This window comes from Herbaspirillum aquaticum, assembly GCF_002213425.1.
Taxonomy (GTDB): Bacteria; Pseudomonadota; Gammaproteobacteria; order Burkholderiales; family Burkholderiaceae_D; genus Herbaspirillum; species Herbaspirillum aquaticum.
The window spans coordinates 53,875-73,228 of sequence record NZ_NJGV01000013.1; the positions used below are offsets into that span (position 1 = coordinate 53,875).

The 19,354-nt window shown below is 65.2% G+C and carries 13 protein-coding genes and 1 pseudogene; 7 read left to right on the forward strand and 7 right to left on the reverse strand.

The window, feature by feature from the left end; genetic code table 11:
• Positions 1–18: 18 nt before the first annotated feature.
• A complete protein-coding gene (locus tag CEJ45_RS14500; protein ID WP_088755796.1) occupies positions 19–210 on the reverse strand; it encodes a hypothetical protein in 192 nt (63 codons plus the stop codon).
• Positions 211–487: 277 nt separating this feature from the next.
• Between CEJ45_RS14500 and CEJ45_RS14505 the strand changes: the two genes are divergently transcribed.
• The 4 genes and pseudogenes from CEJ45_RS14505 to CEJ45_RS14520 all read left to right on the forward strand — a co-directional run bounded on the left by CEJ45_RS14505 (position 488) and on the right by CEJ45_RS14520 (position 5,913).
• Positions 488–2,446, forward strand: coding sequence for a putative bifunctional diguanylate cyclase/phosphodiesterase (locus CEJ45_RS14505; protein ID WP_241517348.1), 1,959 nt, complete (start codon positions 488–490; stop codon positions 2,444–2,446).
• A gap of 172 nt (positions 2,447–2,618) precedes the next feature.
• A pseudogene (locus CEJ45_RS14510) lies at positions 2,619–3,572 on the forward strand (bifunctional enoyl-CoA hydratase/phosphate acetyltransferase); the annotation flags it as partial.
• Positions 3,569–4,756, forward strand: coding sequence for an acetate/propionate family kinase (locus CEJ45_RS14515; RefSeq protein ID WP_088755799.1), 1,188 nt, complete (start codon positions 3,569–3,571; stop codon positions 4,754–4,756). The pseudogene CEJ45_RS14510 and the gene CEJ45_RS14515, both read left to right, overlap by 4 nt.
• On the forward strand, positions 4,753–5,913 hold the full coding sequence (locus CEJ45_RS14520) for an alpha/beta fold hydrolase (RefSeq protein WP_088755800.1): 1,161 nt from the start codon (positions 4,753–4,755) through the stop codon (positions 5,911–5,913). Before CEJ45_RS14515 ends, CEJ45_RS14520 begins: the two co-directional genes overlap by 4 nt.
• A 6-nt stretch (positions 5,914–5,919) precedes the next feature.
• On the opposite strand, the gene CEJ45_RS14525 is transcribed toward CEJ45_RS14520, so the two are convergent.
• Positions 5,920–6,621, reverse strand: coding sequence for a TetR/AcrR family transcriptional regulator (locus CEJ45_RS14525; protein ID WP_088755801.1), 702 nt, complete (start codon positions 6,619–6,621; stop codon positions 5,920–5,922).
• Between the two features lie 142 nt (positions 6,622–6,763).
• Here CEJ45_RS14525 and CEJ45_RS14530 point away from each other — a divergent pair, with 142 nt between their 5' ends.
• From CEJ45_RS14530 to CEJ45_RS14540, 3 genes are read left to right on the forward strand one after another with little or no spacing between them, the layout of a single operon-like run.
• Positions 6,764–7,927, forward strand: coding sequence for an efflux RND transporter periplasmic adaptor subunit (locus tag CEJ45_RS14530; RefSeq protein WP_420913298.1), 1,164 nt, complete (start codon positions 6,764–6,766; stop codon positions 7,925–7,927).
• A complete protein-coding gene (locus CEJ45_RS14535; protein ID WP_088755802.1) occupies positions 7,924–11,067 on the forward strand; it encodes an efflux RND transporter permease subunit in 3,144 nt (1,047 codons plus the stop codon). The genes CEJ45_RS14530 and CEJ45_RS14535 overlap by 4 nt, the downstream gene beginning before the upstream one ends.
• Positions 11,067–12,575, forward strand: coding sequence for an efflux transporter outer membrane subunit (locus CEJ45_RS14540; RefSeq protein WP_088755803.1), 1,509 nt, complete (start codon positions 11,067–11,069; stop codon positions 12,573–12,575). Before CEJ45_RS14535 ends, CEJ45_RS14540 begins: the two co-directional genes overlap by 1 nt.
• 101 nt (positions 12,576–12,676) lie before the next feature.
• Here the strand turns inward: CEJ45_RS14540 and CEJ45_RS14545 are convergent, their stop codons facing one another.
• The 5 genes from CEJ45_RS14545 to CEJ45_RS14565 form a co-directional block, all read right to left on the reverse strand.
• A complete protein-coding gene (locus tag CEJ45_RS14545) occupies positions 12,677–13,528 on the reverse strand; it encodes a carbohydrate ABC transporter permease (protein WP_039789561.1) in 852 nt (283 codons plus the stop codon).
• Positions 13,529–13,582: 54 nt separating this feature from the next.
• On the reverse strand, positions 13,583–14,506 hold the full coding sequence (locus CEJ45_RS14550; protein ID WP_088755804.1) for a carbohydrate ABC transporter permease: 924 nt from the start codon (positions 14,504–14,506) through the stop codon (positions 13,583–13,585).
• A 103-nt stretch (positions 14,507–14,609) separates the two neighbouring features.
• Positions 14,610–15,857: an ABC transporter substrate-binding protein gene (locus tag CEJ45_RS14555; RefSeq protein ID WP_088755805.1), complete on the reverse strand. Its 1,248-nt coding sequence runs from the start codon at positions 15,855–15,857 to the stop codon at positions 14,610–14,612.
• A gap of 156 nt (positions 15,858–16,013) precedes the next feature.
• On the reverse strand, positions 16,014–17,990 hold the full coding sequence (locus CEJ45_RS14560; RefSeq protein WP_088755806.1) for a beta-galactosidase: 1,977 nt from the start codon (positions 17,988–17,990) through the stop codon (positions 16,014–16,016).
• Between the two features lie 61 nt (positions 17,991–18,051).
• Complete coding sequence (locus tag CEJ45_RS14565; protein ID WP_088755807.1) at positions 18,052–19,197, reverse strand: ABC transporter ATP-binding protein; 1,146 nt, start codon at positions 19,195–19,197, stop codon at positions 18,052–18,054.
• Positions 19,198–19,354 lie beyond the last annotated feature (157 nt).

Below are 19,354 nucleotides of genomic sequence, written 5' to 3' on the forward strand. Positions count from 1 at the left end.
CTGTTGCTTTCGGAGAACTCAGCTTGCCGCCGATGGCGCCGCGGGCGCCTGCGGTATTGCCTCCGGTGCCGCAGCAGCAGCGTCCCCGCCAGCCTGTTGCGGCGACAGCTGCGGCAGTTTCCTGTTGACCAGGGGCAAGTTATGACGCTCGCTGCCGTCGGGCATGACGGCCTGTTCAGCCGATAGCCAGTTGCCGTTGTCTTGGGACATGAGGGTTCTCCAGGTCATGAAAAGGGATCAGCAAGCCCGGAGCTTGTCTCTTCCGCGCCAACAACTCGTTGATACATCTCAATGGGGCTCATGTTTTGATGGGAATTTTTCTTATTCATTGGATAATACCCGCGACCGGTAGCGCTACCCTGGACAGGGAGGCCCAGCCGGTTCTGCCTGGCCGCTCGGCAGGCAGCGCAGATGGGCATGACGGGATGGAGATGTGAACGAACTCAAGACAGAAACCGGCGCCGGGGATCAAGACTCCCGGATCGCATTGCGACAACTGATCCGCGCCGACCAGCTCACGGCGGCACGGCATACCGTCATGCTGTCCATTCCGGTGGCCTTCGTGCTCAGCGGCATTTCCACGTTCGTGGCCTGGCATTCCGGCAAGATCTGGGTCGCCCTGGTGTGGCTTGCCTGCGCCACGCTGGTCAACGTAGTGCGCATCCCGCTGTGCCGTCTGTCGCCGCAACGCGTGGCGCAGCTGGTGCCGTGGATGCAACGGCGCGGCGAGGCTGGCGGCCCGGGCGCCGTGGTCGAATTGAACCTGCGCCTGCACTGGATCCTGGCCCTGGTCTCGGGCATCGCCTGGGCCGGCATGCCCTGGCTGAGCGAGGGTTACACCACGCCCGAGACGCTGTTCTACCTCACCTGCGTGTGCGGCATCACGGCCGGTGCGGTCACGCACGGATTTGCCTTTGCCCGCATCCCCATCAGTTTCATCACGCCGCCCCTGCTGTCGGTGATCTTCTGCCTGCTCGCATTCGATCGCACCCCGACCCGCCTGGCCCTGGCCGCCACGGCCGTGATCTATCTCGCCGGGCTGATCCGCGGTGCGCGCGTGGGCGAGCGCATGTTCTCGCGCGCCTGCGCCCTGAAGAACGAAGCCACCACCGCCAACCACGCCCTGGCCGTGGCGCATGAAGACCTGCGCCAGTTCGCCGCGCGCATGCAGTACCAGGCCGAGCACGACCTGCTGACCGGCCTGCTGGACCGCGCCGGTTTCATGCAGGTGGCCACCCGGGTGCTGGCACAGCAGCAGGAGCGGCATTGCCTGATGTTCCTCGACCTGGATGGCTTCAAGGTCATCAACGATGCCTATGGCCACGAAGCGGGCGACCAGGTGCTCATCGAAGTGGCACGGCGCCTGCAGGCCGCCCTGCCCGAAGGCGCCACGCTGGCGCGCCTGGGCGGCGATGAATTCGTGATCCTCTATCCGCTGACGGTGCAGGCAGAGCTGCCGGAGCAGGTGGCCCAGCGCCTGATCGCAGCGATCCGCCAGCCCTTCGCGCGCCTGGCCCATCGCCACATCGGCCTGAGCCTGGGCATCTACCTCTCGCGCGGGGACGACATCAACGAGATGCTGGTCTGCTCGGACGCCGCCATGTATGAGGCCAAGCGCCGTGGCCGCAACCAGTACCAGGTCTTCAACGCCGCGCTGGATGCCCATCTGCAGATGAAGCGCGACGTCGAGCGCGACCTTGCCCAGGCCCTGGCCGATGGCGAACTGCAGGTCTGGTTCCAGCCCATCGTCTGCGATGGCGGGCGTGCCCTGGACGGCTTTGAAGCGCTGGTGCGCTGGACCCATCGGCGCCACGGCGCCATCGCCCCGCCCGATCTCATCGAGATCGCGGCGCTGGCGGGTTTGTCCGAAGAACTGCTGCGTTTCATCATGGGTGAAGTCGCCGCGATGATCCGCTTCATGCAGGACAACGGCCGCAGCGACCTGCGCGTGTCGATGAACATCTCGCCGCGCGAAATGGAGCGCATCGTCATCGAAGACCTGGTCGCCGGTACCCTCAAGCGCCAGGACCTGCCCGCGCGCATGCTGGAAATCGAGATCACCGAAGAGACTGCGCTGGACCTGCAGGCGGCCACGCAGACCTTGACTGCGCTGGCGATGCAGGGCGTCAGCATTGCCATCGACGACTTTGGTGTGGGCTATTCCTCGCTGGGTTTCCTGCGCCAGATGCATGTCTCGCGCGTGAAGATCGACCGCAGCTTCGTCACCGGCCTGGCCGACCAGACCGAGAACCAGGCCCTGGTCTCGGCGGTGCTGCAGCTGGCCGAGTCCTTCGGCTTCCAGGTGGTGGCCGAAGGCGTGGAGAGCGCTGAAGACCTGCAGGTGCTGCAATCCATGCGCTGCCACGCCATGCAGGGCCATTACTTCGCCGAACCGATGCCGGCCGAACGCGCGCGCCAGCATGTGCTGGCTCTGGCGCCGGCCTGATCGACCGGATCACAGGACCAAAGTTGAAGCAGATCAAGCTTTGTGTTCTCTGTCCCGCCAGCGGGCAGTCCTGCAATTGAACTCACCTCCTGCCAGGGATATGCTGCGACACAGCAAGCCCGCATGAGCGCGTCCTGCCTCATGCCATCCCCCCAAGGAGGTCGACATGGTCCCACCTGCGCAGGCCACGCCTGCCGAACGCTACGGTCAACTCATCCGCGATGCCCTCGGCGCACAGCCCATGCGGGTAGCCGTGGTCCATCCCTGTTCTGCCGAGGCCTTGCAGGGCGCACTGGAGGCGCGTGAAGAAGGCCTGCTGGAGCCCCTCCTGGTGGGGCCGGAAGCCAGGATACGACGGGTCGCCGAGGCGGCGGGCCTGTCGCTGGCGGGTTTGCAGATCGAGTCCACCGAACACAGCCACGCCGCTGCCGCACGCGCGGCCGAACTGGCCGTCCAGGGGCGCGTGGCCGCGCTCATGAAGGGCAGCCTGCACAGCGATGAATTGCTGGGCGCGGTGGTCGCCACCGGTTCGGGGCTGCGCACCGAACGCCGCATCAGCCATGTCTACGCCATGGCCATCCCCACCTACGCCAAGCCGCTCATCATCACCGATGCCGCCATCAACATCACGCCCACCCTGGCCCACAAGCGCGACATCTGCCAGAACGCCATCGACCTGCTGCACGTGATGGGCGTGCCGCGTCCGCATGTGGCCGTGCTGGCGGCAGTCGAAACGGTCAACCCGGCCATGCCCTCGACCCTGGATGCGGCGGCCCTTACCGTGATGGCCACGCGGCACCAGATCACGGGCGCCCTGGTGGACGGACCGCTGGCCTTCGACAATGCCATCAGCCTGCAATCAGCCAGCATCAAGCAGATCGATTCACCCGTGGCGGGCAGTGCCGACATCCTGCTGGTGCCTGACCTGGAGGCCGGCAACATGCTGGCCAAGCAGCTGATCTACCTGTCCCAGGCTGAGGCGGCCGGGTTGGTGCTGGGGGCGCGTGTGCCGGTGATCCTGACCAGCCGCGCCGACAGCCTGCGCGTGCGTCTGGCCTCGTCTGCACTGGCGCGCCTGTTCGCCTCGCGCAGCAAGGTGGCGGCCATCGGCAAGGAGGCCGTATGAACCGCTGGCTGCTGACCTTCAATGCGGGCTCCTCCTCGATCAAGCTGGGCGTGTTCCGCCTTGATGGCAGCAGTGCCAGCAAGATCGGCCACGGCCAGCTCGACCTGCATCTGTCTCCCTTGCGGCTGCGCCTGGAGATCGAGGGGGTAGCCTCGGAGATGGGCATCGATGCCGATCCTGCCGCTTCCATGGACCAGGTGCTGGAGCAGGTCCTGCACCAGCTCGAAGTGGGCCATGAACAGGGCGCCCTGTGTGCGGTGGGCCATCGCGTGGTGCATGGCGGACTGCATCTGGCGCATCCGGTCCTGCTCGACGAACGCCTGGAGCAGGAGCTGGAAGCCCTGGCCCCTCTGGCGCCCTTGCATCAGCCGCAGAACCTGCGCCTGATTCGCGCCATCGCGCGGTTGCGTCCGGGCCTGCCGCAGACGGCCTCCTTCGATACCGCATTCCACGCGACGCAGGATGCACTGGCGCGCCGCTTCGCCCTGCCGCGCAAGCTGCATGACCAGGGCGTGCTGCGCTATGGTTTCCATGGCATCTCCTACAGCTACATCGCCAGTGAATTGCGCCGCCGCCAGTTGCCCGAGGCACACGGCAACGTGGTGGTCGCACACCTGGGCAATGGTGCCAGCCTGTGCGGCATCCAGAACGGGCGCAGCGTCGATGCCAGTACCGGATTTTCCACGCTGGAAGGCGTGCCCATGGGCACGCGCTGTGGCGCGCTCGATGCAGGCGTGCTGCTGTACCTGCTGCAGCAGGGGATGACGCCGGCCGCGCTGGAAGACTTGCTGTATCACCAGTCCGGCCTGCTGGGCGTGTCCGGCGTGAGCGCCGATGTGCGGACCCTGCAGCAGAGCAACGGGGTCGCCGCACGCGAGGCGCTGGAGTTGTTTGCCCTGCGCTGCGCCGGCGAAGCGGCGCGCCTGGCCACTACCCTGGGCGGCATGGACGCGCTGGTCTTCACCGCCGGCATCGGCGAACACGACGCGCGCATGCGTGCGGCCATCTGCGCACGCCTCGACTGGCTTGGCGTGCAGCTCGATGAGAGCGCCAATGCCCAGCATCTCGAATGCATCAGCCACCAGGCCAGCCGCGTGCGGGTGCTGGTGATCCCGACCAATGAAGAACAGGTCATTGCCGACGATGCGGCAAGACTTGTCCAAGCTTCCCGGAGCCATCCATGACGACTTCCCCTGCCAGCCACACCCGCCATCCCGCGCAAGAGCCAGCGGCCTGCGGACCCGGCTGCGTCCCGCTGTTCTGGCCCATGATGCTGGCCACCGAAGTATTTCGCCAGGGGCAGGACGTGGTGGACAAGCACCTGCGCTTCCTGGAGGAAGAGGCCAAGCTGCATGCCCTGCATCATCCGCAGATGGCCACTGCCAACCGGGTGCGCCTGGCGTTGCGCACCCTGAGCCTGCGCGAATACGGCAAGCCGGGTGCGGCCCATGCGGTTCCTACGCTGGTGGTGGCGCCCTATGCCGGGCACACCTCGGTGATTGCCGACTATTACCAGGGCCAGAGCCTGGTGGAGACCCTGCTCGAACATGGCGTGCCGCACGCGTTCCTGACCGACTGGCACAGCGCCAGCGAAGACATGAAGGACCTGGAGATCGACAACTACCTGGCCGACCTGTGCGTGGTCATCGATGAACTGGGCGGACGCGCCAACCTGGTCGGCCTGTGCCAGGGCGGCTGGATTTCGGCCATGATCGCCGCGCGCTTCCCGCACAAGGTGCAGCGCCTGGTGCTGGCCGGTTCCCCCATCGATGCCGGGGCCGGCGACGGGCCGCTCAAGCAGATGGTGGATCGCACGCCGATCCGCTTCTACGAAGACCTGGTTCGCACCGGCGGCGGACTCATGCGCGGCAGCTTCATGCTGCAGGGCTGGAAGAACATGCACCCCGACGAGCACTACTTCACCGAACACGTGGACCTGTTCCAGCACATTGATGATCCCGTGTACCTGGCCAAGCGCGAGACCTTCGCCGCCTGGTACGAAACCCCGATCGACCTGCCAGGGCGCTGGTATCTCCAGGCGATTCGCCAGATCTTCAAGGACAACCTGCTGGCACGCGGCCAGTACGTGGCCCTGGGCAAGACGCTGGACCTGCGCGACATCACCTGCCCGCTCTACCTGCTGGCCGGCGAGCGCGACGACATCACCACCCCTGAGCAGGTGCTCAACGCGGCGCAGCTGGTGGGCACCGCGCCCGGGCACATCACGCAGCGCGTGGTGCCGGGCGGTCACATCGGTCTGTTCATGGGAGGGCGCACGCTGGCCGAGGCCTGGCCGCAGATCGCGCAGTGGCTGTGCGCGCCGCTGAAGACCACCGGCTAGCCCGGTTCAGGCAACTGGCGGGATTTTCTTGCGGGCGGTGGCGGGTTTGCACACCGCCTTTTTTACGTCCGTAGCAAGAGGGTGATCCCCAGGGGCAGCGACCGCAACGGAAGCCTTGAGGAACCACGCCAGCACCGATTCGGCGGTCTTGCCATCGACGATGTGCGGTACGCAGCGATAGGAAAAACTCACACCCTCGCACAAGGCCATCAGGCCGATGGCGATTTCGCGCGGCGGTGCCGCCGGGGCGGTGCCGGTCAGGTGGCAGTAGGCTTCGACGAAAGCGGTGATCTGGCTGTAGCGCTGTTCCAGGAAGGTATCGAGCTGGGCGCGGAATTTCTCGTCGCGCAGGGCAATGATGCGCGCCTCCATCCACAGCAGGCTGCATTTGTCATCGCGGTACAGCGCCGAATACTGCACCGCCAGCGCATCGCGCAGGGCGGCAGGATCGGTCAGTCCGCCATCGAGGATACGCTCGAAGCCGCGGTCGATGCTTTCGCCTTCGCGGCGCAGCAGCTCGAAGAAGAGCTGCTCCTTGTCATCGAAGTTGGAATAGAAGGCGCCGCGCGAGTAACCGGCGGCGGTGCTGATATCCTCCACACTGGCCTGCGCGTATCCCTTCTGCATGAACACCGCGTGCGCCGCCTCCAGCAGACGTTCCCGGGTCTGCTCACGGCTTTGCTCGCGGCTGAGTCGTTGGCGTGTCATGGGTCTGGATTCTAACACTGTTGTATTCGGATACAGGATTGCATTTGAATTCATATCTGCATTAGAATCGCTGAAATTTTGTAAAGATGCGGAACGCGCCGCGATCCGACACCTGACACCACCCTTTCCCGAAAGGAATGCTGTGAAGCCAGTCTCCCGTCCGTGTTCCGGTCGTCTTTCCACATCTGTCGCGGGCCCTCGCCGCGCCCCATTGGCGCGCCTGGCGCTGCTGACGATTCCCTTCACGCTGTTGCTCTCGGCCTGCAGCAAGCCCGCGCCGGTCGCCGATGCACCGCGCGAAGTGGTGGTGCTGCAGGCGCAGGAACGCGGCAGCACCCGGCCGCTGCACCTGCCGGCCGAGGTCCAGTCGCGCTATGTGACTTCGCTTTCCTTCCGCGTGGCCGGCCAGCTGGTGGAACGCCGCGTGCATCTGGGTGACAGCGTGCGCAAGGGGCAGGTGCTGGCACGTCTCGATCCTTCAGACGCCGACCAGAATGCCGCCTCGGCCCGCGCCGAACTGGACTCCGCCCGCCAGCACCTTGAGGCGGCGCAGAAGCAGCTGCAGCGCGACACCGCACAAGCCGCCGAACAGCTCATCAGCGCCCAGCAACTGGAGCAGAGCCAGGATGCCCACGCTGCCGCGCTCTCGCAATTCAAGGCCGCGCAGGCCCGCGCCTCGGTGGCCGGCAACCAGCGCGACTACACTACCCTGGTGGCCCAGCATGATGGCGTCATCAGCGCCGAGCAGGCCAATACCGGAGATGTATTGAGTGCTGGCCAGCCAGTCTATTCGCTGGCCTGGTCGGGTGCGGTCGATGTGGTCACTGATGTCGCGGACCGCCAACTGGCCGGCCTGCAGCCCGGTGCCGCCGCCGAGGTCACGCTGGCAGCCTTGCCCGGCAAGACGTACAAGGGCCGCGTGCGCGAAGTCAGCCCGGCGGCCGATCCCCAGAGCCGCACCTTCCGCATCAAGGTCACCCTGGAACAGCCGGACGCCAGCGTACGCCTGGGCATGACCGGTGAAGTGCGCATCACCCCGGCCGATACCGCGCAGGGCCAGGTGCTGATGTTGCCGGCCACTGCCCTGTTCCACCAGGGTGGCAAGCCTGCGGTATGGATCGTGGGCAACGAGGGCAAGCTGGAATTGCGTCCGGTCACAGTAGCCGCTTATGGCGAGCGCAGCATCTCGCTCTCGCAAGGCGTGGGCGCACAGGACAAGGTGGTGGTGCAGGGTGTGCATACCCTCACCGTGGGTGAGAAGGTCAAGCCGGTGGCGCCCTTGCATGCCGAGGACTTCACCCTATGAGCGCGCCCGGCCGTTTCAATCTGTCCGCCTGGACCCTGCAGCACCAGGCACTGGTGACCTTCATCCTGGCGCTGGTGACCTTGCTGGGCATCGGTTCCTACTCGCGCCTGTCGCAATCGGAAGACCCGCCCTTCACCTTCAAGGTGATGGTCATCCAGACCGACTGGCCCGGCGCCACCGCGCGCCAGGTGCAGGAGCAGATCACCGACCGCATTGCGCGCAAGTTGCAGGAGACCCCCGATGTGGATTTCCTGCGCAGCTATTCGCGCGCGGGGCAGTCGCAACTCTTCTTCACCATCAAGGACACGGCCCCGGCTTCACAGGTGCCGCAGACCTGGTACCAGGTACGCAAGAAGGTCGGCGACGTCGCGGCTACCTTGCCCCAGGGCGTCAGGGGCCCTTACTTCAATGACGAGTTCGGGGACGTCTACACCAACATCTACGCCCTGGCCGGCGATGGCTTCACGCCTGCGCAGCTGCGCGACTATGCTGACCAGCTGCGCGGCGAACTGCTGCATGTGCCGGGCGTGGCCAAGATCGATTACTTCGGCGAGCGCCAGGAACGCATCTACATCGACATCGGCAACACCCGCATGACGCGCCTGGGCATCAGCCCGCAGCAGCTGGCCGACGCCATCGGCGGGCAGAATGCGGTGGTGCCGGGCGGCCTCATCACCACCAGCAGTGACCGCGTCTACGTGCGTCCCACCGGTCAGTTCGACAACCTGCGCGCGCTGGAAGACAAGATCATCCACGTCAACAACCGCAATTTCCGCCTGGGCGACATCGCCACCATCACGCGCGGCTACGACGAACCGCAGGAGCAGGAGATGCGCGCCAACGGCCAGCCGGTGCTGGGCATTGGCGTGACCATGCAGCCGGGCGGCGACGTGATCCGCCTGGGTAAGGCGCTGGACGAGCGCACTGAACAATTGCGCAAGCGCCTGCCCGCCGGCCTCACGCTGACGGCGGTTTCCAGCATGCCGCATGCGGTGGAAAAATCGGTGGATGACTTTTTGGAAGCCGTAGCCGAAGCGGTGGCCATCGTGCTGGTGGTCAGCCTGGTATCGCTGGGTATCCGCACCGGCATGGTGGTGGTGATCTCGATTCCCATCGTGCTGGCGGTGACGTCGCTGTTCATGTACATGTTCGACATCGGCCTGCACAAGGTCTCGCTGGGTACGCTGGTGCTGGCGCTGGGCTTGCTGGTGGATGACGCCATCATCGCCGTCGAAATGATGGCGGTCAAACTGGAGCAGGGCTGGAACCGCCGCCGCGCCGCTGCCTTCGCCTACACCAGCACGGCCTTCCCGATGCTGACCGGTACGCTGGTGACCGTGGCCGGCTTCCTGCCGATTGCCCTGGCCAAGTCGGGCACGGGGGAATACACGCGATCCATCTTCGAGGTCTCGGCCATTGCGCTGCTGCTGTCCTGGCTGGCGGCGGTGGTGCTCATCCCGCTGCTGGGCTATCACATGCTCAAGGAAAAGCCGGGCGCGCTCACCGATGAAGAGATCGCCGCCAATCCGCATGCCGGCCACGATGAGGAAGACCACGACCATCCCATCTACCAGACCCGCATCTACACCTGGCTGCGCCGTTCGGTGGCCTGGTGCGTGGCATTCCGGGGCCGCGTGGTGATCGCCACCACGGTGCTCTTCATCGCTTCCCTGGCGGCGTTTGCGCTGGTGCCGCAGCAATTCTTCCCCAGCTCGGATCGCCCCGAATTGCTGATCGACCTGCACCTGCCGGAGCGCGCTTCCTTCGAAGCCACGCAGCGCGAGGCGGTGCGCATGGAAGCGCTGCTCAAGGATCGTCCGCAGATCGAGCATGTGGTCAGCTTCGTCGGGGTCGGTGCGCCACGCTTCTACCTGCCGCTGGACCAGCAACTGGCCAGCCCCAACTTTGCGCAATTCGTGGTCACCGCCAAGTCGGTGGAAGATCGCGAGGCCTTGGCCAAAGCGCTGGAGGAGCCGCTGCGCAAGCAGTTCAGCGGCGCGCGCACGCGCATGACGCGGCTGGAGAACGGCCCGCCGGTGGGCTTCCCGGTGCAGTTCCGCATCAGTGGCGAACAGATTCCCAAGGTGCGCGCCATCGCCGAACAGGTCGCCGCCGAATTGCGCAAGGAGAGCCGCGCCACCAACATACAGTTCGATTGGGATGAACCGGCCCAGCGTTCGGTGTCCTTCGAGATCGACCAGAAGCGTGCCGGCGAACTGGGCTTGAGCAGCCAGCAGATCGCCAATTTCCTGGCCATGCAATTGTCCGGCTTCACGGTGACCCAATACCGTGAACGCGACAAACTCATCGGAGTCGACCTGCGTGCACCGCGTAGCGAGCGGGTTGATCCATCGCGCCTGGCCACCTTGTCCATGCCGACCGCCAACGGCCCGGTGCCGCTGGCCGCGCTCGGCCAGTTCCACAACACGCTGGAATACGGCGTGATCTGGGAGCGCGATCGCCAACCGACCATCACCGTGCTGGCCGATGTGCAGGCTGGCGTGCAGGGCATCGACGTCACCAATGACGTCGACCGCAAGCTCGATGCGCTGCGCGGCGAGCTGCCGGTGGGCTATCGCATCGACGTCGGCGGACCGGTGGAAGAAAACGCCAAGGCACAATCCTCGATTTCGGCGCAGATGCCGCTGATGGTCATTGCCGTGCTGCTGTTGCTGATGGTGCAGTTGCAGAGTTTCGGCCGCACCCTGATGGTGGTCATGACCGCACCGCTCGGATTGATCGGCGTGGTGGGCGCACTGCTGCTGTTCGGCCAGCCCTTCGGCTTCGTCGCCATGCTGGGCACCATCGCCATGCTGGGCATCATCATGCGCAACTCGGTGATCCTGGTGGACCAGATCGAGCAGGACATCGCCGCAGGACGTGGCCGTTTCGATGCGATCGTCGGCGCCACCGTGCGCCGCTTCCGCCCGATCACGCTCACTGCTGCGGCGGCCGTGCTGGCGCTGATCCCGCTGTTGCGCAGCAACTTCTTCGGTCCGATGGCCACCGCCCTGATGGGCGGCATCACCATCGCCACCATCCTGACCCTGTTCTACCTGCCGGCGCTGTATGCGCTGTGCTACCGGGTCAAGCCGGATGAAACCCATCACCGCGACCAGGCCGCGCAAGGGAGCCACTGATGAGCGCAATTCGTTTGATGTTCACCCCGCAGGTGCGTCCGGTTGCCCTGGCCGCGGCGCTGCTGCTCTCCGGATGCGCCCTGGGCCCGACCGGCGAAGCCCCTGCCACGCCCCGGCCGGCCCAATACGCCGTCGAGGCCACGCCGGCTGCACTGGGTCCGCAGGAGGCCCGCCAGACCTTCGTGCTGGGCCAGCGGTCCGTACCGCAATGGTGGCGTGCCTATGGGTCGCCGGATTTGTCGGCCTGGGTCGAGGAGGCCTTGCGCAGCAATCATTCGCTGGCCGAGGCGGATCGCAACCTGGCCAGCGCGCGCCTGCAATTGCGCGCGCAGATCGATGAATCGCTCTGGCCCACCATCGATGCGGTCGGCCAGGCCCAGCGCCAGCGTGCCCTGGGCCTGCCCAACATCGGCCCGACCACCAATCTCTACAACGTCTTCGCCGGCCAGATCCGCGCCAGCTATACCTTCGACCTGTTCGGCGTGGAGCGCTTCGCCAACTCGGCGCTGGCCGCGCAAGTCGATGCCCAGTCCTACCAGTTCGACGCGGCGCGCCGGGCAGTGGCCGCCAATGTGGTCATCAGCGCCATCAATGCGGCCTCGCTGCGCGCGCAGGTGGCCGATACCGAACGCCTGGTGGCGCTGGCCGATGCCGATGTGCAGGAGCTGCAGCGGCGGCTGGCCTTGGGGGCGGTCTCCAATGATGAGGTCTTGTCCGCGCGCGCCAGTGCACAATCATTGCGCGCCAGCCTGCCGGCCTTGAAGGCGCAGTGGCAGGGTGCGCGCCATGCCCTGGCGGTGTTGATGGGACGTACGCCGGATGCCGCGCCACCCGATCTCGATATCGCCAGCCTCAAGCTGCCCGAGCAGGTACCGATGACGGTGCCCTCCGAACTGCTCAAGCAACGTCCCGACATCCTCGCCGCCGATGCGGCCCTGAAGGTGGCGGCCGCCGAACAGGCGCTGGCCACGGCCGAGATGTTTCCCAGCTTGTCCATCAGTGCCTCCTTCGGCCAGTCCGGCTTCTCCTGGGCCAAGGCCACCAGCGGTGCCGGTGCAGTGTGGGGGCTGGGCGCGTCGTTGACGCAGCCGCTGTTCCACGGCGGTGCGCTGCGCGCCAAGCGCGATGCGGCCAAGGAAGCCTATCTCGCCGCCGAAGCCCATTATCGCCAAACCGTGTTGAATGCTTTCCAGAACGTGGCCGATAGCCTGGTGGCATTGACGCAGGACGCCGATGCCTTGCAGGCCTCGGCCGCAGCGCGCACGGCGTCGGAACAGGGCTGGCGCAATGCGCAGCGGCGTGCGCAACTGGGGGCCTACCCGGCCAGTGCGGCACGCGCGGGCGAGCGCCAATATCTCAACGCCAGGCTGGGCGAGATTCGCGCCACGGCCAGCCGCATGAATGACACGGCCACGCTCTACCAGGCCATGGGTGTCGGGTACGAAACGCCGGCGCATGCAGCGCAGGCGCCGATACCGGCCGGCGGTGATTCGCCGCCGGTTCGATGAAAATGATCATGATCATGGTCCAGCCCCAGCTCCCGCCCCCGGCATCACCGAAAGGCGCCGGGGCGGGAGTGCCAGCCCTGCATTAAGCGAGCCGGGACGCTTCAGCCCTTGCTGGCCCCGAAGGTCAGTCCGGCCACGAACTGCTTCTGCATCACGAAGAACAGGATCACCGAGGGCAGGGCTGCCAGAATGGAACCGGCCGAGACCAGGTTCCAGGCCGTGGTCCATTGCCCGCGCAGCGCAGCCACGCCCACGGTGATGGGCGCCACGTCATCGCCCTGGGTCAGTACCAGCGCCCAGAAGTAGTCATTCCACACGAAAGTAAATACCAGCACCGCCAGCGCGGCCAGTGCCGGGCGGATCAGCGGCAGCACGATGCGATAGAACACGGTCCACTCGCTGGCCCCTTCGATGCGCGCCGCCTCGATCATCTCGAAGGGGAGCTGCTTGATGAAATTGCGCAGGAACAAGGTGCAGAATCCTGTCTGCATGGCGATATGGAACAGCATCATCCCCGTGATGGTGTTGAACAGGCCCAGCGACAGCGACAAATCGCGCACCGGGATCATCAGGATCTGCTGCGGCACGAAGTTGCAGGCCACGAAGGTGGCGAAGAGCACCGTGTTGCCACGGAACTGGTAAGTCGACAGCGCGAAGCCGGCCATGGCCGCCAGCGAGATGGCGCCGATCACCGAGGGGATGGTGATGAGGCAGCTGTTCCAGAAGTAATGCAGCATGGGCGAGGCGGTCAGCGCCTCGCGGTAGTTCTCCAGCATGGCGAAGTCCTGCGGCCAGCCCCAGTAGTTGCCGGCCATCAGTTCATCGTTGGAGCGGATCGAGGTGACCAGCGCGGTCAGCATCGGCAGCAGCCAGATCAGCAGCGCCACCGGCAGCGAAGCCCGGTAGAGCGCGCGGTTGATCGGCTTCCATTTTTCTATCGGCATGGGGAACATGGCGATTTCTCTTTTCTCTTGAGCGTTGGGCGATGGACGTGCAGCGTCGGACGATCAGCGTTCGTCGCGCAGCATGCGGCGCAGTTGATAGATGATGTAGACCAGCATGATGGCAAACAGCGTTACCGCCACGGCCGCCGAATATCCCTGGCGGTAGTACTTGATGGCCTGGTCATAGGCGTAATACGCCAGCACGGTGGAGCTTTCGTAAGGACCACCGCTGGTCATCACCGAGATCAGGTCGAAGCTGCGCAGCGCGCCGATGATGCTGACCACGAAGGCCATGAAGGTGGTCGAACGCAGCTGCGGCAGGATCACGTAGCGCAGCATGCTCCAGCCCTTGGCGCCTTCCATGCGAGCCGCTTCGACCTGGTCATGGTTCAGGGCGGTCAGGCCGGTGAGGAACAGGATCATGCAATACGCCGTCTGCGGCCACAGGGCTGCGAAGATGATGCCGAAGGTGGCATAGCGCGCATCGCCCAGCACCGGCACGCCCTGGCCAAGGATCAGCGACAGCAGGCCGAAGCTGGGGTCATAGAACCAGCTGTAGATCAGCCCGACCACCACGCCCGAGAGCACGAAGGGCGCGAAGAACAGCGACTTCACCACCCGCATGCCGGCGACCTTCTGGTTCAGGTAGAGCGCAATGGCCAGCCCCATGGGCGGGGCCAGCAGGAACATGAGCAGCCACAGCACGTTGTTCTTCAAGGCCGTGTAGAAGGTCGGCGCGTGGAACAGTTCGATGTAGTTGGCCAGGCCCACGTACTTCGGATCGGTCATGCCATCCCAGCTGAAGAAGCTGAGATAGATCGTGTAGAGAATCGGGTACAGCACGTAGACCAGCGTCATCACGCAGGCCGGCGCCAGGAACCAGAAGGCGGCGCGATTGCGGCGGGCGGCACTGCGCTGCGAACCTGAGACTGGCGTGGCAGCGGGTTGGGTCGCAGGCGGCTGCGCGGCGGAAGTGGGCGCTAGCATGGCGGGGTCTCCTTCTTTTTCTGCGGGCCATCCCGCTGCTGCACGGGGCAGGCGGGATGGCCCGGATGGACTGCCTGGACCAGCCAGGCATCAACGACGACGATCAGGACTTCTTGTAGATACGCTTGCGGCTTTGTTCCAGCTCGTTGAGCACGTCGTCGATCTTGCTCGGATCGCTGATGAACTTCTGCATGCCCTTCATGCCTTCATCGGCCATTTCCTTGGTCATGTCGCGATCATAGAACTGCGAGATGCCGCCCTTGGCATTGGAAAGGATTTCGAAGCCGATGCGCGAGATCGGATCGGCCGGGGCCGGCGACTTGCTGTTGGCCGGCAGCGAACCCAGGCCATCGGCCAGCTTGGCGCTGATGGCCGGGGTCCCAACGAAGGCGATGAAGCGGCGCGCATCGGTCTTGTTGCGGGCCTTGGCCGGGATGTGGATGGATTCGGTCGGACCTTCTTCGGCGGTCGGCACATTGGCATCGATGATCGGGAACTGGAAGTAACCCATCTCCGGTGCCAGCTTGGCCGGGAAGCCCTTGGCGATGAAGGTGCCCATGAGCATCATGGCGGCCTTGCCCTGGAACAGGAAGGGCTGGGCGCCATCCAGGTCATAGGACAGCGCATTGTCGATGAAATACTTGTTGTCGATCAGGCTCTTCCAGGCGGTGTAGACCTTCTTGACGCGCGGGTCGGTGTAGGCGACGTCGCCGGCCATGAGCTGCTGGTGGAAGGCGTTGCCGTTGATGCGCAGGTCCAGGTAATCGAACCAGCCGGCCAGGGTCCAGGCGTCACGGCCACCCACGGCGATGGGGGCGATGCCGGCCGCCTTCAACTTCTTGCAGGCCTCCAGGAATTCATCCCAGCTCTTGGGTTCGCCGGCGATGCCGACCTTCTTGAACAGGTCCTTGCGATAGAACATGCCCCAGGAGTAATACACGGTCGGTGCCGAGTATTGCTTGCCCTGCCAGGACGAGGCTTCCTTGGTGGAGGCATAGGTGCTGTCCCAGCCATTCTTCTTCCAGTCCTCGCTCAGGTCTTCCAGCAGGCCGCGGCTGGCGTAGAAGGCCATGCGCTCGCCGTTGTGCCAGTTGATGATGTCCGGGGCCTGGGTCGAGAGCCAGCCCGGCAGTTGCACCTTGTAGGCTTCTTCCTCGATGAAGGAGACCTTGACGTCGACGTCCGGGTTGGCCTTCTTGAATTCATCGACCGTGGATTGCCACACGGTGCGTTGCACGGCGCCTTTGTAGGCGATGTTGACGGCCAGCGTGCCGGCCAGGGCAGCGGCGCTCCAGGCGGCGGAGGCGGCCAGGCAGCCGGCGATCACGGTCATGCGCATCATTTTCTTCATTGTTGTCTCCGAATGTTTGGTTCAAACAGCTATGTCGTGGATCTTCCAGGTTCTTTTGGGTTCACGGTAAGGCGTTGCTGCGCAGGTTCTGTCGCCTGCTCATGCACGGCAGCCGCAGCCGCCGTGCTGTCTTCCAGAGTGAGGCCAGCGTGTTGCTTATCCTTGCGTACGCGGTCGATAGATCGCCACGCCCTGCGGTTCCAGCGCCGCCTGTCCGACCAGGAACTGCGCGCCGTCGGCATGCGGCAGCGCGATCGGTGCGTCGCTATAGTTGAAGGCGAACTGAAGGCCGCCGCGCTGCTGCAGGCGCAGCCCTTCCGGCAGGCGTTGCGGGGCCAGTCCGGCGGCGCGCGCCACTTGCTCGAAGTAGCGCGTGGTCAGCTCGGCATCGAAGATACCGGCCAGGTAATGGGCACGCTCCTTCTGCACGATGGCCGGATGGCCATCACCGAAGGTGGCGATAGTCTGCAGGCCGTCGCCATCGGCTTCGATGAGGTCGCGCCAGTAGCGGGCCTGGCCTTCTTCCGTACCGAACCGTACTGTTTCGCTGACGTTGGGGCGCATCGATTCCACGCGCCATACGCGCATGGGCAGCAACTGCTGCAGCGGGCCGGGGGGCAGGGTCGAGGGAATCTGCAGCGACTTGGTCTTGGACCCGCTGCGCGGGCCGAACACCACCTGCGCGCCACTGTCTGCGATGCGGCCCGGCAGGTCGTCCGGCACGATGGGCAGCGGCGGCACCACGATCATGGCGTAGCCTTGCAGGTCGGCGTTGAGGGGGACGATGTCCACATCGAGGCCCAGCGAACGCAGGGTCGAGTAATAGTCGAAGGCGAAATGCGCGTACTCGAAATCGATACCTTGGAAGTGGATCTCGAAGAGCCACTTGGCATCGTAGTCGAACAGCAGCGCCACCTTGCCGCGCGGCTGGGCCAGCACGCCGTTGGCCTTTTCCACCGCGATGATTTCCTGGGCCACGCGCTCGGCTTCGGTACCGCCCACGTCGAGGCGATTATCGGGGCGGTTCAGGCCCGCGTGCAGCTGTTCTTGCGCGAACGGGCATTGGCGCCAGCGGAAGTAGGAGACGCAACCGGCACCGTGCGAGAAGGCTTCCCAGCTCCACAGGCGCACCATGCCGGGCAGCGGGGCCGGATTCCAGTGGGCCCAGTTCACCGGGCCGGGCTGCTGCTCCATCACCCAGAAGGGTTGGGCCGACATGCCGCGATAGAGGTCGTGGTTGAAGCTGGCGAAATCCGGATGGCCGGTGCGCAGCCAGCGAGCCTTCGTTTCGGCGTCGTACCACATCACTTCCAGCGCACCCAGCGGGTAGCTGTCCCAGGTGGCGACATCGAGGTCGGCGGCCACCGGATAGTGATCGAACTCCAGGAACATCTGCATGAAGTTGTGCACCATCAGCCGGCCCGGCGAGAGCGGGCGCAGGATCTCGACTTGCATGCGGTTGTAGCGCACCACTTCGTCCGAGGCAAAGCGGCGATAGTCCAGGCGATGCGAGGGATGGGCCTCGGTGACGGTGCCGACCGGCGCGTCGATCTCGTCGAAGCTGCGGTATTCCATGCTCCAGAACACCGTGCCCCAGGCGGTATTGAGCGCGTCGATGCTGCCATAGCGCTGGCGCAGCCACTGGCGGAAGCGGCGCTGGGCCGAGGGCGAATAGCTGGCCACGGTCTGGTGGCAGCCGTACTCATTGTCCAGCTGCCAGGCGGTCACCGCCGGATGCTGGCCGTAGCGCTCGCCCAGCAGGCGCACGATGCGCTGCGACTCCTCGTAGTAGGAGTCCGAGGAAAAATCATAATGGCGGCGCGAACCGAAAGCGCGTTCGCGGCCGTTGGCGTCCACTGCCAGCACGTCGTCGTGACGATCGATGAGCCACTTGGGGGGCGTTGCGGTTGGGGTGCACATCACCACTTCCAGACCGTGCTTGGCCAGCACTTCGATGGCGCGGTCCAGCCAATCCCAGCGCAAGTCGCCGGGCGAGGGTTCGATGCGGCTCCAGGCGAATTCGCCGATGCGCACCTGCTTGATGCCCAGCGCCTGCATGCGCTGGGCATCGCTTTCCCACATGGCCTCGGGCCAATGTTCGGGGTAGTAACAGACTCCCAGTCGTAACGACATGATCGTGGTTCCTTAGCGGTAGTGAAGCGTCAAGAGAAGAGGGCGCGTGCGCAGAGCCTGTTCAGGCTGCGGCAGCCAGGCCCGGATGAACTTGTGTGCGTGCCAGTGCGACGCCGTCCTGATCGAACAGGTAGGCGCAGTTCGGCGCGACTGACACGCGCAGGCGTTCGCCGCGCGCGATGTGGGCGTCGCCCGGTGCCTTGGCCACCAGCGGCTGGCCGGCCGGTTCGTCCAGGTGCACATAGGTCTGCTCGCCCAGGCGTTCCACCAGCATCACTTCGCGGGTAATGCCGTACTGGCCCTGGCTGCCGATTTCCATGTGTTCGGGGCGTACGCCCAGGGTGACCTGCTGGCCTGGCTGCACCGCACCCTTGGCCGCCACCAGCAGGGTTTCCTCGCTGTGCTGCAGGCGGATGAGGATGCCGTTCTCCTGCGCATTCACCACCTGTGCGGGCAGGAAGTTCATGCGCGGCGAACCGATGAAGCCGGCCACGAAGCGGTTGCGCGGATGGTGGTACAGCTCCATGGGGGCGCCGACCTGGGCGATGCTGCCGAAGCGCTGGGTGTCGGCACCGGCATGCAGCAGCACGATGCGGTCGGCCAGGGTCATGGCTTCGACCTGGTCGTGCGTGACGTAGACCACGCTGGCCTGTTCGAACTGGCGATGCAGGCGGGCGATCTCGATGCGGGTCTGGCTGCGCAGGGTGGCGTCGAGGTTGGAGAGCGGTTCGTCGAACAGGAACACGCCCGGACGGCGGACGATGGCGCGGCCGATGGCTACGCGCTGGCGCTGGCCGCCGGAGAGTTCCTTGGGCTTGCGCTGCAGCAGTTCTTCCAGCTGCAGGATGCGTGCCGCTTCGCGCACCTTCTGTTCGATCTCGGCTTTGGGCAGCTTGGCCAGGGTCAGGCCGAAGCTCATGTTTTCATACACCGTCATGTGCGGGAACAGCGCATAGCTCTGGAACACCATCGCTACTGAACGCTGCGCCGAGGGCACATCATTGACGCGCTTGCCGCCGATGAAAAGGTCGCCGCTGGTCAAATCTTCCAGCCCCGCGATGCTGCGCAGGAGCGTGGATTTGCCGCAGCCGGACGGGCCCAGGAAGACACAGAATTCATGTTCGCCAATGTCGAGGTCGACATTGCGGATTACCGGCGGTGCGTCGCCGTAGGCTTTTTGTGCTGCACGCAAACTGATGCTGGCCATCACGATTTCCTAACAGAAATGGATTGCAGGGCAGGCCGCCACGAGGCAGGCGGGGCGTCAGGTTAAGCGCTTAATCAAGTGACCCAAAAAAAAGATCGCCTGAGTTTCCTGTGTGCAATCGGGGGTTGTCTCCACGTCGTTGTTCTGAGCGTGTTGC